12 protein-coding genes, 1 tRNA gene and 1 pseudogene are annotated in these 14882 nt (G+C 72.8%); 7 read left to right on the top strand and 7 right to left on the bottom strand.

What is annotated here, in order from left to right; translation table 11 throughout:
• Nucleotides 1-81: 81 nt before the first annotated feature.
• From ACI78S_RS23200 to ACI78S_RS23215, 4 genes are read left to right on the top strand one after another with little or no spacing between them, the layout of a single operon-like run.
• Nucleotides 82-711, top strand: a complete 630-nt coding sequence (locus ACI78S_RS23200) for a YdcF family protein (protein ID WP_456977341.1) — start codon at nucleotides 82-84, stop codon at nucleotides 709-711.
• A complete protein-coding gene (locus tag ACI78S_RS23205) occupies nucleotides 708-1223 on the top strand; it encodes a hypothetical protein (RefSeq protein WP_456977342.1) in 516 nt (171 codons plus the stop codon). The genes ACI78S_RS23200 and ACI78S_RS23205 overlap by 4 nt, the downstream gene beginning before the upstream one ends.
• Nucleotides 1223-4060: a DNA primase gene (dnaG, locus tag ACI78S_RS23210; RefSeq protein ID WP_456977343.1), complete on the top strand. Its 2838-nt coding sequence runs from the start codon at nucleotides 1223-1225 to the stop codon at nucleotides 4058-4060. Before ACI78S_RS23205 ends, dnaG begins: the two co-directional genes overlap by 1 nt.
• Nucleotides 4057-4635, top strand: a complete 579-nt coding sequence (locus ACI78S_RS23215; protein WP_456977344.1) for a hypothetical protein — start codon at nucleotides 4057-4059, stop codon at nucleotides 4633-4635. Before dnaG ends, ACI78S_RS23215 begins: the two co-directional genes overlap by 4 nt.
• Here ACI78S_RS23215 and ACI78S_RS23220 read toward each other — a convergent pair.
• Entirely contained in the window at nucleotides 4632-4787 is a 156-nt protein-coding gene (locus tag ACI78S_RS23220) for a hypothetical protein (protein ID WP_456977345.1), read from the bottom strand. The genes ACI78S_RS23215 and ACI78S_RS23220 overlap by 4 nt on opposite strands.
• Nucleotides 4788-4859: 72 nt before the next feature.
• The gene (locus tag ACI78S_RS23225) at nucleotides 4860-5069 is read right to left on the bottom strand and encodes a hypothetical protein (RefSeq protein ID WP_456977346.1); all 210 of its coding nucleotides are present in this window, start codon (nucleotides 5067-5069) and stop codon (nucleotides 4860-4862) included.
• Between the two features lie 134 nt (nucleotides 5070-5203).
• Between ACI78S_RS23225 and ACI78S_RS23230 the strand changes: the two genes are divergently transcribed.
• A tRNA-Asn gene (locus ACI78S_RS23230) sits at nucleotides 5204-5276 on the top strand.
• A gap of 120 nt (nucleotides 5277-5396) precedes the next feature.
• Here ACI78S_RS23230 and ACI78S_RS23235 read toward each other — a convergent pair.
• On the bottom strand, nucleotides 5397-5780 hold the full coding sequence (locus ACI78S_RS23235; protein WP_456977352.1) for a tyrosine-type recombinase/integrase: 384 nt from the start codon (nucleotides 5778-5780) through the stop codon (nucleotides 5397-5399).
• Between the two features lie 1042 nt (nucleotides 5781-6822).
• Entirely contained in the window at nucleotides 6823-7647 is an 825-nt protein-coding gene (locus ACI78S_RS23240) for a class I SAM-dependent methyltransferase (protein WP_456977347.1), read from the bottom strand.
• 385 nt (nucleotides 7648-8032) lie between these two features.
• On the opposite strand from ACI78S_RS23240, the gene ACI78S_RS23245 reads away from it, so the two are divergent.
• Nucleotides 8033-8341, top strand: a complete 309-nt coding sequence (locus ACI78S_RS23245) for a hypothetical protein (protein ID WP_456977348.1) — start codon at nucleotides 8033-8035, stop codon at nucleotides 8339-8341.
• Between the two features lie 942 nt (nucleotides 8342-9283).
• Here ACI78S_RS23245 and ACI78S_RS23250 read toward each other — a convergent pair.
• The 3 genes and pseudogenes from ACI78S_RS23250 to ACI78S_RS23260 all read right to left on the bottom strand — a co-directional run bounded on the left by ACI78S_RS23250 (nucleotide 9284) and on the right by ACI78S_RS23260 (nucleotide 13193).
• Nucleotides 9284-9802: a helix-turn-helix transcriptional regulator gene (locus ACI78S_RS23250; RefSeq protein WP_456977349.1), complete on the bottom strand. Its 519-nt coding sequence runs from the start codon at nucleotides 9800-9802 to the stop codon at nucleotides 9284-9286.
• Between the two features lie 175 nt (nucleotides 9803-9977).
• Nucleotides 9978-10343, bottom strand: a pseudogene (locus ACI78S_RS23255) (DUF6010 family protein); the annotation flags it as partial.
• Between the two features lie 150 nt (nucleotides 10344-10493).
• The gene (locus ACI78S_RS23260; protein ID WP_456977350.1) at nucleotides 10494-13193 is read right to left on the bottom strand and encodes an AAA family ATPase; all 2700 of its coding nucleotides are present in this window, start codon (nucleotides 13191-13193) and stop codon (nucleotides 10494-10496) included.
• 129 nt (nucleotides 13194-13322) lie between these two features.
• Between ACI78S_RS23260 and ACI78S_RS23265 the strand changes: the two genes are divergently transcribed.
• On the top strand, nucleotides 13323-14846 hold the full coding sequence (locus tag ACI78S_RS23265) for an MFS transporter (RefSeq protein WP_456977351.1): 1524 nt from the start codon (nucleotides 13323-13325) through the stop codon (nucleotides 14844-14846).
• Nucleotides 14847-14882: the final 36 nt, after the last annotated feature.

Here is a 14882-nt window from a genome sequence, read left to right on the forward strand (position 1 = left end):
CGCGGTGATCACGGCCGGGTCCGGGCGGCTCACCGTCCCCAGGGGCCTCACCGCGTCGGCCCTGCGTGGTACCCATGACGCGTGGGGGTGCGGCTGGGCAGCTGGGTGGGCAGGGTGGTCGCGGCCGCCGTGCTCGCGGTCTTCCTGCTCGTCGTCTCCACGGCGCTGGGCATCTGGTGGACGGCGCGGCAGGACGCCCGGCCGGCCTCCGACGCGATCGTCGTCCTGGGGTCGGCGCAGTACAACGGCGTGCCGTCGTCGATCTTCGAGGCGCGGCTGGAGCACGCCCTGAAGCTCTACGAGCAGGGGGTCGCGCCGGTGATCGTGACCGTCGGCGGCAAGGCGGCCGGCGACCAGTTCACCGAGGCCGAGGCCGGCCGCGACTACCTGGCGAGCGCCGGGGTGTCGGGCGACGCGCTGCTCGCCGTGCCGGAGGGCGTCGACACGCTGGAGAGCATGCGGGTGGTGGGGGCCGCGTTCGAGGAGCGCGGCTGGACGACGGCGGTGCTGGTCACCGACCCGTGGCACGCGATGCGCGCCGAGCGCATGGCCGAGGACTCCGGCATCGAGGCGGAGAGCTCGCCCACCCGGCAGGGTCCGGCGGTGCAGACCCGCGCCACGCAGTTCCGCTACATCCTGCGCGAGACGGCGGCCTACCTCCTCTACCGCGCGACCGGCGAGAGCGTGGCCGGCGCCCCGGGGATCGGGTGACGACGGTGCTCGAACTGGGCAGGGCCGGCACGGCCGGGGTAGAGAAGGGCACGGTGCCCGTGCTGCGCGAGGGCGCCGTGGTGGCGTCGCTGCGCGCGTCGAACTGGAAGGAGGCCGCCACGGCGGTCATCGGCGACCAGCAGTGGGTCTACGCCAAGACCAAGGGCTCGCTGACGGCGCGGCGGGGGACCGACCCGGAGGGGACGGCGCGGCTGACGGCCCGGCAGACCTCGGTGTGGAAGGGCACCTGGGCCCTCGACCTGGCCGGGACGCCGGTGGAGATGCAGGTGGCCTCGTTCTGGAAGGGCAGCCACCGCTACCTGACCGGTGATCGGCAGATCGCCGAGAGCGGGTCGACCGGCGGCTGGTCGCCGCGGCCCACGCTGGACGCCGAGGAGCTGCCGCTGGAGCACCAGGTCTTCCTCATGTGGGTGGAGCTGGTGATCAGCCGGCGCAACACCGCGACGATCACCGCCGCGACCAGCGCCGCCGTGGTCGGGGGCAGCAGCTGATGGCCGGGCGGGGACGCATCCGGGCCGCCGACATCGCGCTGGTGCGCGAGCGCAGCCGGATCGACGAGGTGGTCGGCGAGCACCTGCAGCTCAAGCGCGCCGGCGGCGGCAGCCTCAAGGGCCTGTGCCCCTTCCACGACGAGAAGTCGCCGTCCTTCCACGTCACGCCCTCGCGCGGGCTGTACCACTGCCTCGCGGGGGAGACGGGTGTCCTCACCGAGGACGGCGTCGTCGCGATCCGAGAGCTCGCGGGCAGGACCGTCCGGGTGCTCGACGGCAACGGCGGGTGGGTGGAGGCGCCGTTCAGGTCGTACGGCGTCCAGCGGCTGATGAAGCTGACGCTGTCGCGCAACGGCCGGACCAAGGAGCTCTACGCGACCGACGAGCACCGCTGGTTCGTGCCCTCAGGGGCGCTGCGTCAGAACCGTCGCGAGGTCCTCACGAAGGACCTCCGTCCCGGTGATCGGCTCTCGCCCTCCTTCCCGGTGAGCCGGGTCCTCCACCCGCAGTTCCGGCCGTCTCCCTTCGGTATCGCTCGCGGCATCGTCTACGGCGACGGCACCCGCGGCGGTCAGGGATCGATCGCCAATCTCTTCGGGGCGAAGGACGCTCAGCTGTCGCACTTCTTCACCGGGTGTCGGAGCCGGGAAGGCGACGGGGTCACGAAGTACTACGGCCTCCCGGCCTACTTCAAGGACGAGCGGCCCCCGCTCGATGAGGATCCCGCTTACCTGCTGGGGTGGCTCGCCGGCTACTTCGCCGCCGACGGTTGTGTTTCCGAGGACGGCGACGCCGTCCTCAACTCCTCCCGCGAGGAGGATCTGGAGTACGTCCGACGGCTGTGCACCCGCATCGGCGTCGGCACCTATGGCGTCGCGAAGCAGACCCGCGTGGGCATCGACGGTGTTCCCAGCGACATCTTCAACGTCCGCTTCATGACTGCCGGGCTGCCGGAGTCCTTCTTCCTGCTCGAGCAGCACCGGGAGCGGACCCTCGCCAACCGAAAGAAGTACGAGCGCAAGCGCTGGGCCGTCCAGTCCGTCGAATGGAGCGACCGGGTCGAGGAGGTCTACTGCGCCGAGGTGCCCGGCACCCACGCGTTCACCCTCGAGGACGACATCCTCACGGGGAACTGCTTCGGCTGCGGGGAAGGCGGCGACGTCATCGCCTTCATCCAGAAGGTCGACCACCTGTCGTTCTCCGAGGCGGTGGAGCACCTGGCGGCCAAGGCCGGGGTGCAGCTGCACTACGAGGACGACGGCGGGCGGCCCACCGGCGGTCCCGACCGGGCGCAGGCCGGTCAGCGGGCGCGGCTGGTGGCGGCCAACACGGCGGCCGCGCAGTTCTACGCCGAGCAGCTGCGCACGCCCGAGGCCGCCCCGGCCCGGCAGTTCCTCGCCGACCGCGGCTTCGACCGGCAGGTCGCCGTCGACTACGGCTGCGGCTTCGCGCCCGGCGGCTGGGACGCCCTCACCCGGCACCTGCGCGGCAAGGGCTTCACCCAGCAGGAGCTGGTCACCGCCGGGTTGGCCAAGGAGTCCAGCCGCGGCTCGCTGATCGACCGGTTCCACCGGCGGCTGACCTGGCCGATCCGCGACATCACCGGCGACGTCATCGGCTTCGGGGCACGCAAGCTCATGGACGACGACCCGGGCCCGAAGTACCTGAACACCCCCGAGACGCCGCTGTACAAGAAGAGCTCGGTGCTCTACGGCATCGACCGCGCCAAGCGCGACATCGCCCGCCGGCACCAGGCGGTCGTGGTCGAGGGCTACACCGACGTGATGGCCTGCCACCTGGCCGGCGTCACCACCGCGGTGGCCAGCTGCGGCACCGCGTTCGGCCCGGAGCACATCGCCGTCCTGCGCCGGCTGCTCATGGACCAGGACGAGTTCCGCGGCGAGGTCGTCTACACCTTCGACGGCGACGCGGCCGGCCAGGCGGCGGCGATGAAGACGTTCAAGGAGGACCAGCGCTTCGTCGCGCAGACCTTCGTCGCCGTCGAGCCCGACGGCCGCGACCCGTGCGAGCTGCGGCAGGCGCACGGCGACGCCGCCGTCCGCGACCTGGTCGCGCGGCGCACCCCGCTCATCGAGTTCGTCCTCAGGACGACGCTGCAGGACTACGACCTCGACACCGTCGAGGGGCGGGTCGCCGCGCTCGAGCGCACCGCGCCGCTGATCGGGCAGATCAAGGACCACGCGCTGCGCCCGGCGTACGCGCGCCGGCTGGCCGGGCTGATCGGCAACACCGACGAGGCCGAGGTGCTCGAGCGGGTCCGCCGGGCAAGCGGGGGTGACGTGCCGCCGCCGTCCCGGGGCGGGCGCGGGCGTGTGCCGCGGCGCAGCCCCGACGAGGTCGCCGTCGGCGTCGAGCGGGAGGCGGTCAAGGCGGCGCTGCAGGTGCCCGAGATCGCCGGCCCGTCGTTCGACGCGATCGGCCCCGAGGCCTACACCGACCCCGACTACGCCGCGGTGGCCTCGGCCGTCGCCGCCGCCGGGGGAGCGGCCGCCGCCCGGGTGACCGGGCCGGAGTGGCTGGACGAGGTGGCGCGGTACTGCGACCGCGAGACGGCGCGGGCGCAGCTGACGGCGCTGGCGGTCGAGCCGCTGCGCTCGGTGGGCGGCGAGTCCGACACCCTCTACGTCAACGCGATCCTGGCGCGGCTGCAGGAGATGGCGACGGTGCGCCAGGTGGCCGCGCTCAAGGGCCGGCTGCAGCGGATGAACCCGGTGGAGGAGGCCGACGCCTACAACAAGGCGTTCATGAAGCTGCTGGCCCTCGAGCAGCAGGCGCGGTCGCTGCGCGAGCGGGCGATGGGCGGGCTGACGCCGTGACCCTGCTCGACTCGCTGCGGCGCCGGTTCACCCGGCCGCCGGAACTCGTGCGGGCCGTCGTCGGGGCCTCGCCCGACCCCGACGAGCGGGTGCTGGCCTGGGGGGTGCTCGCCCGCGACGCCGGCTGGCTGGTCGCCACCTCCCGCGGGCTGCGCCGGGTGCCGGCCGACCTGGGGCTCGACCGGGCCGGCGACGTCGGCGTGCTGCCGTGGCACGAGGTGGGCACGGCCACCTGGAAGAAGCAGGGGGACGGCGGCACCTTCGTCGTCACGCCCCTGACCGAGGTCGAGCCGGGCGTCCAGGCGCGGCTGCCCGCCGAGCGGCACGCGCTGGTCGACGCCGGGGACCTGCCGGCCGTGCTCCGGCGCCGGGTGGACCAGACCGTCGTCGCCAGCCGGCGCTCGCCGTTGCCGGGTGGGGGAGGGGTGGTCCTGGTCGCGCGTCGGCTGCCCGGTCAGGCCGCCCGCGAGTGGACCGTCGTCTTCGACGACGACGCCGACCGCAACGACCCCGCCGCGCGCGAGGTCGCTCGCCAGAAGCTCGCCGACGCCGTCGCCGCCGAGTCGCCGGACTAGCCGTGGTCGAGCTGGCCGTGGCCGCCGGCGGCGTGGCCGTGCTGGTCGGTGTCCCGGCCGGCCTCCTCCTGCTCGGCCGGCGGGCGCGGCGGCGCGGCATCCGAGGCTCGGTGCTCGCGCCGCTGGAGGAGGTCTGGGACCCGGTCAGCCACCGGACCGCCGTCCAGGTGCAGGTGCAGGCCGAGCGCGAGGCGCCCGCACCTGCCCCGGCGACCCGCCCGGCGTCAGTGGGGGGCGTCGCTGCCCATCTTCTCCTTGACCCCCTGGACGACGGCGTCGGCGCGGGCCTGCGCCATGCCGGCGACGCTCTGCAGCTTGGGGTCGTCCTTGGCGTGCTCCCAGGCCCGGCGGATCTGCTCGTAGCGCTCGCGCCCGGCGCGGGCTCCGAGCACGTAGCCGGCGCCGAAACCGGCGAGGAAGGACAGCTTGGCCACGGGGACCTCCTGAGGCTGGGAACGTCGTGATCACGCTACCCATGAGGCGGGCCACCCACCCCTCCGCGAGCCGGTACCGGGCCGCCCGAGCGCGTCGGGTACTCTCGACGTGTCGCGCGGGCCGCGCCCGCCGATCCCCCGTAGCTCAATTGGCAGAGCATGCGACTGTTAATCGCAGGGTTATTGGTTCGAGTCCAATCGGGGGAGCACAACCCCACGTCAGCGGCTTGAGGCGCCCTCCGCACCCGCCGTTGCGACGAACAAACGACGAACATTCGTCCCCGCCGGTCCGGCTCCCAGCCTCGCGGATCGTTTCGACGTCGCTGATCAGCGTGAGCGCTGCAGGGCCGTCGCCGCCTCCGGGCTCGCCAGGCCGCGACCCATGTAGACGTCCTGGGTCAGGCTCGGCCGGTTGTGTCCGAGGTGGTCGGCGATCTGGCGGGCTGACAGCCCCGCCTCGTCCAGTCGGGTCGCCACAGTCTTGCGGAACACGTGCGAGCTCACCGAATCGAAGCCGGCGCGATCGAGGACCCGGCGTAGGTGGCTACTCGTGTTGTGCGGATCCCGGAGCCGACCGGTCGGACTCGGGAAGACCACCGCCGTGCCCTGAGCCGTAGGTGACTGTGCCCGCCGGCGCTCGAGCAGGTCGACGACGAAGGCCGGCAGCGCGATCGTCCGCCGACCGGCCGTGGTCTTGGGGAAGTCCTGGATCTCGAGGCCGCGACCCGGTACGCGTGGGCGTGGCCAACGCCTTCGGGTTCAGCACGGCACTGGGCACCGAGCCGGGAGTCTTGGAGCTGGAGGAGTATCTCCACAGCTCGGACGTTGCCGACGTTCGCGGGAAGCTTGCGAGCAGCGGACTGCCTCGGCGCCATGCCTTCGTTTGGGTCGAGATGACAGGTGCGTTCAGCAGCTGGCGCCTATTCGGCCGCGACGACGAGTACGAACTACCGAGCCGGCCACCCCGGCTGCTGGACGAGGTCACTGATGTTTGGTGGACCTCCGGTCACCGTGGCTGGCGATGGTCCACCGACGGCTGGTCGAAGCTCGACCACCCTGCATGAAGCGCGGGTCGTTCGTGGGCAGGGCTGCTCGCCACCAGGCCGCTTGATCTCCGTCGCTGCGCGTCCGGGGGAGTCGACATCGCTCAGCTCCATCGGAAGGGGCGGGAGCGGGACAGCGCTCTCGGTGCTGTGGCGACGGATGGAGGCGGCCGGATCTCGGTGGTTGCAGTTGTGGTTGCAATTCGCCGCGTTCGCGGTCATTCGTAGTCGGGCGCGGCCGTATTTATCCGCTGGTCACACGGCTTATGGAGCTGTGGTGAACCGCCGCGGACGCGATCATGACGGCCTGGCAGTGTGGGAGGCAGGGGTTCGAGTCCCCTCAGCTCCACCCATCTGAGCAGGGCGCCCAACACCGCCGGCCCCGGCGACGAGGACCGTGTGGTCGACCCGTCAACGACCGAGTCGGAGACAGCCCGCACGCTTCTTGATGCGAAAGGTGCCTCCTGCCTCACGCGGACATCGAGCTCGAACGCGCAAACATCTGGCGGGCCAGGTTGGCCTTTCGTGCTCCTCGTCCGGCAGCAAGCAGCCGACCCGCGGTGAGATCCTCGGGGTAGGACCATCTGGTCCTCAGCCCTTCAGTGCGCGATCAGCGCCGCCCGTCGGCCCGGAGACCCGCTCGGTTGATCGGTTGGGTCGCCGCGCAGGTACTCGATGTTCAGGCCGGCGAGCAACCCCAGACGCAGACCTCATCCTGGCTTACGGCAGATCACCCTCACCGGATGCGTGCGGCCCTCCTCGATGTTGCGGGCCGAGTTGCGCCACTTCTCAGCAGCCCCAGGCCCCATGAGCACATGCAGGCCGAGGGCCGGCAGTTCGCCACGCTCCGCCAGTGCCAGGGTCGCCCGGTATCTCTGCAGGTCGTCCTGGCCGGTGTCGGTGACGTCGATGTCGACGAAACCCGCTGCGCCGAGGAGTTCTACGGTCTCCTCGGGCGTCACGAGGAACTCCCCCCGGCCGTCCTCCGACCAGGGCACCGGGTGGTATGTCGGACCCGCGTTTCCTCGGCCGTGTTCCGTGATCGCGAAGAATCCACCAGGTCGGATCACCCGCCAGGCCTCACCGAAGAAGGAGGGCCGGTCCGGCACGTTCATCGTGACGTGCTGGGCGTAGCCGCCGTCAAACGTTCCGTCGCCGTATGGCAGGGCCTGACCGTCCCCCTGTCGCAGGTCGACCACTGCCCCCATCCCGAGCAACTCCGTCAGCCGCCGGCCGGCGTCGATGAACGGCCCAGTCACGTCGATGCCGCTGACCCGGCAACCGAAGCGCCGGGCGAAGTAGCGAGCCGGCCCCCCGAGCCCGCAACCGACGTCGAGCAAGTGGTCCCCGGCCCTCGCTGGAAGGGAGTCGCCAAGCTCGATCGTGGCCGGTAACCCGCGAGCGTGAAAGTGGTCGACCGGGGCGAGGTCCTCGATGGTCAGCGCGTCGAGTGACTTCCCCGCCGCGTGGAGCGCGGTGACGATCCGACCGTAGACATCCCCGCTGGCCCAGTGCTCGGCGACCGCGGTAGTCATCGAGGACTCCCGGCATCTCGGATGAAGGACTCGAGAAACATGGCCATCTCCTCCTCGCTCCTCAGCCGGAGTGGTTCACTGTAGAGAAGAAATAGTCGGCGGACGGCGCCAGCTTTCCCCGCCCCAGCTCAACTATTTGGCTCAATAGGGGCCTGGACCTCTTGAGCCTTGTACTCCTCTACGGGTCGATGGTGTCGCCCGCTGGTGCCTCACGTGCAGACCTTTCCATGCCCGCCAAGGCGACGTCTGTCGCGAAGCGCGGGGAGGCATCGAAGTGCTCGGCGAGTGAGGCGCCTGCTCGGCCCTCCGCCGGGAGGTGGGGGGTGCATCCCGCCGGGTTGGCCAGGTACGCCTCGCACATCCGAAGGGTCGAGCTACATACTCCGTGGTCAAGGCGGCGATCGAGGGGCTAACTCTGTCACTGCGCAGGGAGGTCACCCCTTTCGGCATCACCGCCATGACGGTCGAGGTTGGTGGCTTCCCAACCGACCTCGCCGGCCGGTCGCTCGTCCAGCCGGAGACGCCGATCGCCGACTACGTCGAGACCGCTGGCAAGCGCCGCAGGGAGCACCGCGCCGGTCACGGCATGCAGCCCGGATACCCGGCGCGGGCAGCGGCCGCGTTGATCGACGCACTGCGGGCGGCTCTCGACGCCTGGGAGGACGGCAGCCGCAGCATCGACTTCACCGAGTGACCACCTCTCAGGGTCGCAGAATGGTGCAGCCGTGGTGGCCAGACTGCGTCGTTCAAGCGCGCTCCACGGGGTTCGTCGGTGACCGAATGCACATCTGACTTGCGGAGATGCACCTCGGCGAACGCCCCGGAACCACCTCAAGCCGCTCTGGCAGTGTGGCCTCCTGCATGGGCCTCAACAGTGTTGAGCCCACCTCCTGGGAGGAGCCGTCCGTGGCGGAGCCACGTTTTGAATAGTCAAGACACGCGACGACGCCCGTGGGGGACGTCGGGGCCAGGATCTCGACTGTCGCGCAGAGAGCACCGTGCGCCGCCAGCGCGACGATTTTACGACGATTAATCAACCGTAATCTGCACTATTCAGTCAACGCACGTTAACGCCAAACGCGCAGCTCAACTGCAAGTTCCGTCATGTACCAACGCCCTCCAACGTCCCCGGCGCGTTCTCGCAGGGTTATTGGTTCGAGTCCAATCGGGGGAGCCAGCAAGGCTCTGATCAGGACGTTTCTCAGCTGTCAACGACTGTCACGTGCACTCTTTATGCACTCGAAACCCTCGAGCGGTGAGTCCGCACCCTCGGCTCTCAGCTGGGTCCGTGGGCGGCCGCGGGCGCCAGCGGAGAGGCTTCGCTCGCGGGCGGGAGGTCGTGATCGCGGTTCCCTGGGGTCCCCCGGACAGGGGCGCGAGTTCGATCCCCGTCGCCTCCACGCCGGGATGCTGGCGAACGCTAGGACCACAGTTGGTGGAAAGCCGGGGCCGCCGCGGACAGCGGTGGCCCCGGCTTTCGTCGCCTCCGGGTGCTGCCCGAGCGACGCTAAGGACACCGCGCCGTGCCGCGGGTCAAGCAGAGGTCCGGCTCTGCCCCTGAGCCAGGAGACGCAGGCGATGACGATGCGCTGCTGGGCGCCGTCACGGCCCGCGCCGTGGGCCCACTGAGGCCCGGTCAGCGAGCCGGCAACGCCTGGGCAGCAGCTCCGTCCACCGTCTGCGGCGCACTCGTCGCCCAGCGCAGACCGGGACGGTCGATGGCACCCGCGGTCTCCCGAAGGCCTGCCAACAGGGCGCCGACGGCGGAGGCATAGTCCCTTGAGGATCGCGCCCACGCGTCGAGCGGCAGGGCGGTGAGCTCGGCGCGGGACGCAACGCCGGGCTTGGCGAAGATGTTGCGCAGGTGGAAGTCGACGGTGCGGGGACTGACGAACATCTGGGCGGCGACGTCCCGGGTCGGCAGCCCCTGCCGGACCAGAGCGGTGACCTGGCGTTCCTGCGGGCTCAGGTCGGTGGCGGTGGTGACGTCGCGGCGGCGGGCGGCCTCCCCGGAGGCGCGTAGCTCAGCGGCGGCACGTTCCGCGTAGGAGACAGCGCCGAGCTCGTCGAAGCTGGCCAGCGCGGCGCGCAGGTGCTCGCGGGCATCGACCCGCCGCCTGTCAGGCAGGCGCGGCGAGTCGGCATGCGCGCTCAACGCCCGCCGGAAGTGGTCCTCGGCAGCGGGGCCCTCGTCAGCAGGGCGCGGCCGTGCTCGACGAGGGCCACCGCGGCCGGAACGCCGGTACCGGCGGGCGTGGGCATGGGGATCTCCTGAAGGGCGAGGGCGGGACGCGGGATGACCAGTGCGGTGCGACGGCAGGCGCGGACGATCAGACGAGGCCGACGGTGAGCAGCGCGGCGGCGAGGATGAGGTCGGCGACCAGGCAGGTCTCGGCGTACCAGCGCGGCACCGCCCGGCCCATGCGGTGGTGGACGACGTCCCAGGCCGCGTGCGCGATCCAGCCGGCGGCGAGCACGTACCGGGCGGTGGCGACGTCGACGGTGACCGCCGCCATCGCGATCGCGCCGAAGGCGAGCACGGCGGTGGCCTGCGCGGTCAGCAGCCGCCGGTCCGTCAGGTCGCCGCGGGCGGTACCCCAGGTGAGGTAGATGACTGCGGCGAGCAGCACGCACCAGGCGCTGACCCGGACCTGCGCGTGTTCGGGGAGACGTGCGATGAGCACGAAGCTGTTGACGGCGGCGACGGCGCCGAGCGCGGCCGGCCAGCGCCCTCCTTGGTCCGGGCTGGGCCTGGCTCGGACGCTAGGAGCGGGCCGGCGGCCTCACGCCGGGAGAACCGCCAGATCACAACCGGACACCGTCTCCGACGGGCCGGTGGGCGGCGCCTAGTCCAGGGGAAGGGCGGTGAGCTCAGCGCGGGAGGCCACGCCGAGCTTGCTGAACACGTTCCGCAGGTGGAAGTCGATCGTGCGGGGGCTGACGAACAGCCGCGCGGCGGCGTCCCGGTTCGACAGCCCCTGCCGGACCAGGGCGGCGACCTGGCGTTCCTGCGCTGTCAGGTCGGTGGCGGTGGTGACGTCGCGGCGGCGGGCGGTCTCCCCGGATGCTCGCAGTTCGGTCGTCGCGCGGGCCGCCCAGCGGGTGGCGCCGAGGTCTTCGAACACCTCCAGGGCGTCGCGCAGGTGCGCGCGGGCGTCGACTCGGCGGCGGGCGCGGCGCAGGTACTCGCCGAAGCCGAGGTGGATGCGTGCCCGGTCGAACCGGTGAGTGCCCGCGTCGGCGTACTGGACCGCCCGCTCGAACTCGACCTGAGCGTCTGCTCCATCGGCCACCAGTGCCCGGCCGTAGGCAGCGGCGGCCAGCGCCCAGCCGGCGTCCGTGGCGCTCCCGAAGTGCTCGAGGCCGTCAGCCCAGGAGCGGGCCAGGTCGGGGCGGTCGGTGCGGACGGCGGCCTCGAGCCGGTCGAGCGCGGCCATGTGCTGGGTGCTGCGAGTGGTCACCTGCTGCAGGTGGTGCAGGGCCGCGGCGGGCGAGTCGGCGCTGACCCCGCGGGCCCAGCGGACCAGGTCGTCGACGATCGGCGCGGTCACTCCGGCGCCAGGTGAGCCGTCCAGGGCGGCCAGGTGCCCGGCGAGCTCGTGCGCGTCGTCACGGAACGCGGCCAGCAGCGCCAACCAGGCGCGCGGCAATCGCGTGAGCGCCCGCTGGCCGCTGCTGCTGGCCAGGTCGAGGGCCTCGGCGGCACCGGCGGCGGTGGCCGTCCAGTCCCCGGTCGCGATCTCACCCCAGGCTCGCCGGGTGAGGGCGTAGACGATCAGCACGAGAGCACCGCGTTCCCGTGCGTCTGCGAGCAGCCTCGCGTGCTCGGACAGCACGACGTCCCACTGGCCGAGATGGGCCGCGGCGATGCCGAGGTTGGAGCGGAGATCGGTGTCGTCGCTCGGATCACAGCCGGTGAAAGCGGCGCGGAACTCCGTCGCGGCCTCGGCGAACCGCCCGTGGCGGAGGTGCACGTGGCCTGACAGCAGCCGGGCATAGCAGCGGCCGCGCTCGTCGGTCGCCGTGGCCGGGTCCCCGAGGGTGGCCACCTGAGCCGTCATGTCCTCGGCGCCTCCGTCGACGAAGGACACGACCGCGGCAGCGAGCATGGTCATCGCGCGGGCGCGGTCGACGTCGAAGGGGGCGACCTCGCCGGCTGCCTGCAGCAGGATCCGGTGCCCGACCAGCGGCGATCCGACGTTCCAGTCCACCCGGGCGCGCAGCCGGTCCAGGTCGGCGCGCAGCAGCGGATCGGTGGTGAGGGGACGTGCGGCATCGGCCAGCGAGCGAGCCCGCTCGGGCTGAGCGGCCAGCCAGGCCGAGTGGGCGGCGGCGGCGAGCCGGCGGGCGCGCGCGGCCGAATCCGCGGTGAGCTCGGCGGCGCGCGCCCACGCCGCGGCCGCCGCTTCGTGCCCGCCGCGCCCGGCGGCCCGGTCGGCCACGCCGTCGAGGGCGGCGACCACCGTGTCGTCGGGCCGGTCGGCCGCGGCTGCCAGGTGCCAGGCGCGCCGGTCGGGGTCGGCGCCGAGAACGTCGGCCAGCGCCCGGTGCGCGGCGCGGCGCTGGGCGCTGGTGGCCGCCCGGTACACCGCCGAGCGCACCAGTGGGTGGTAGAGGGCGAGGCCGTCGCCGTCGACACGCAGCAACCCGGACCGTTCCACGGCGTCGAGTGCGTCGTCACCGGCGTCGAGTCGTTCGGCGGCATCCCGCACCACGGTCAGCCGCCCGGTGTCATCGGCGGCGGCGATCAGCAGGAATCGCTGCGCCGAGTCGTCCAGGCGCCGGAACCGGTCGAGGAAGCCCCGCTCGACGCCGCCGGTCAGCGGCAGCGCTGCGGGCAGCGGCGCCCGCCCGGCCAGCTGGTCGCCGGTCAGGGCGGCGGCGAGCTCACCGAGCGCCAGCGGGTTCCCGCCGGTCGCGGCCACCAGCCGGTCGCGCACCGCCGGATCGACCGTCCCGCCGGCCCGCGCCGCCAGCAGTGCGTGGGCGTCGGCCCCGGTCACGCCGCCGAGGACGGCGGTGGGCAGGTCGGGAACGTCGAAGCCGTAGGGTTCGCCGTCGCGGGCGGCGAACAGCAGCGCGACCCGCTCGGCCTGCAGCCGGCGGGCGACGAACAGCAGCGCCGCGGCCGAGGCGTCATCGAGCCAGTGCGCGTCATCGACGACGGCCAGCACCGGGACCTCTTCGGCGGCGTCGGCGAGCAGGCTCAACGTCCCGAGGAACGCCAGAAACCGATCGCCCTCGCCCTCGGTCTCTCCCAGTGCGGCGCGCAGCGCCGCGGCCTGCGGCGCGGGCAGCGCGTCGATGCGGGTGCGCAGCGGCCACAGGAGCCGCTGCAGCGCGGCGAAGGCCAGCGGCGACTCCGACTCCACCCCGGAGGTGCGCAGCACCCGCATGCCGGAGGCGGCGCTGACAGCGTCGGCCAGCAGCGTCGACTTGCCGGACCCGGCCACGCCACGGACGACCAACGATCCGCCGGTCCCGGTGCGCGCGGCGTCGAGCAGAGCGGCGATCGCCGCGCGTTCCGCATCCCGTCCGGCCAGCACCAGCGGAACAGTACCGACCGCAGCGGTCAGGGCCCGTGATCGCGAACCTGGCGGATTTCCCGGCGTGAGTCATCTCGGCGGTGGCGAGCGTATGAGCCAGTCCCGCAGTTCCTACATCGAGGAGGAGCCATGTCGGCCCACCCCGCCGCCGAACCAGCGGCCCCCGCCCACGGTCACCAGCACGCTCCCGGCCACGCTGCGCCCCACGCCCACGGGCACCCGTCCCACCCGTCGCCGGCCGCGGACGAGCTGCGCCGGCCGTGGACGGTGTTCGCGCTGATGATCGCCGCCCAGTTCATGGTCATCCTGGACGTGTCGGTGGTGAACGTCGCCCTGCCGTCGATCAGCTCAGCGCTGCACCTGTCGGCCGGGGATTACCAGTGGACGATCAGCGCCTACGTGCTGCTGTCGGGTGGCCTGCTGCTGCTCGGCGGGCGGATCGCCGACCTGCTCAACCGCCGGGGCGCGTTCCTGACCGGCGTCGGCCTGTTCACCGCCGCCTCGCTGGTCAGTGGCCTGGCGCAGACCCCGCTCACGCTCATCCTGGCCCGCGCGGCGCAGGGAGCTGGCGCCGCGCTGCTCACCCCGGCCGCGCTGTCGATCATCATGACCGCCTACGCCGGCAAGCAGCGGCAGACCGCGCTCGCGGTGTGGGGCACCGTCGGCAGCCTCGGCATCGCCGCCGGCGTGCTCTTCGGCGGCGCGCTCACCAGCGGGCTCGGCTGGCGGGCGGTGTTCTTCATCAACGTCCCGATCGGCGTCGCCGTCATCGCCGGCACCCTGCGCGCCGTGGCCCGCGGCGGCTCCCAGGCGCGGGCGCTGCGCCGCCTCGACGTGCCCGGCGCGATCACCCTGGTCACCGGGCTGCTGGCGCTGGTGTTCGGCATCGAGGCCATCCGCTCGGCCGGACCGACCGCGCCGCGCACCTGGCTCGCGCTGGCCGCCGCAGCCGTGCTGCTGGCCACCTTCGCCCGGCTGGAGCGCCGCGCCGCCGACCCGCTGGTGCCGCCGTCCACCTGGCGGATGCGGTCGCTGGTGTCGGCCTCGGCGGTGATGGCCGGCGTGACCGGCGTCGTGGTCGGCGCGATCTTCCTGACCTCGCTGTACCTGCAGGAGATCGTCGGCTCCTCACCGCTCGTCGCGGGGTTGCAGTTCCTCCCGCTGGCCGCCGCGATCACCCTGGCCGCCGCCGCCGCGTCGAAGGTGATCGGCCACCTCGGGGCCCGCACCCTCATCCTCGGTGGGCTGGTGGTCATGGCCGCCGGCGTGCTGCTGCTGGCCGCCGGTGCCGGCGGCACCTCCTACGCCGCCGACGTGCTGCCCGGCTTCCTGCTCGTCGGCGTCGGCGTCGGCCCGATGTTCGTGGCCATCGCCGTCGCCGCGATGAGCGACGTCCCGGACGAGAAGTCCGGGCTGGCGTCCGGGCTGATGATGACCGGCCACGAGATCGGGGCCGCTCTCGGCGTCGCCGCCCTCACCGCCGTCGCCGGCAACCTGGCCACCTCCGCCGGCCTCATCGACGGCTACGCCCACGCCTTCCAGCTGACCGCCGGGATCCTCGCCGCGCTGCTGCTGCTGACCGCGCTCGCCGTGCCCGCCGGCAAGCCCGGAGCCGGTGCGGGCGTCCACGGCCACGGCCCTCACGGCCGCTGAGCCCCGGACCACCGGGCGGTGCGGCCGGAACCGGCC

This window comes from Geodermatophilus sp. SYSU D00815 (assembly GCF_054050035.1).

Coding starts and splice junctions, on each gene's coding strand:
- dnaG (WP_456977343.1), top strand. CDS start 1,223: ATGGCCGGGCGGGGACGCATCCGGGCCGCCGACATCGCGCTGGTGCGC.
- ACI78S_RS23240 (WP_456977347.1), bottom strand. CDS start 7,647: ATGACTACCGCGGTCGCCGAGCACTGGGCCAGCGGGGATGTCTACGGT.
- ACI78S_RS23265 (WP_456977351.1), top strand. CDS start 13,323: ATGTCGGCCCACCCCGCCGCCGAACCAGCGGCCCCCGCCCACGGTCAC.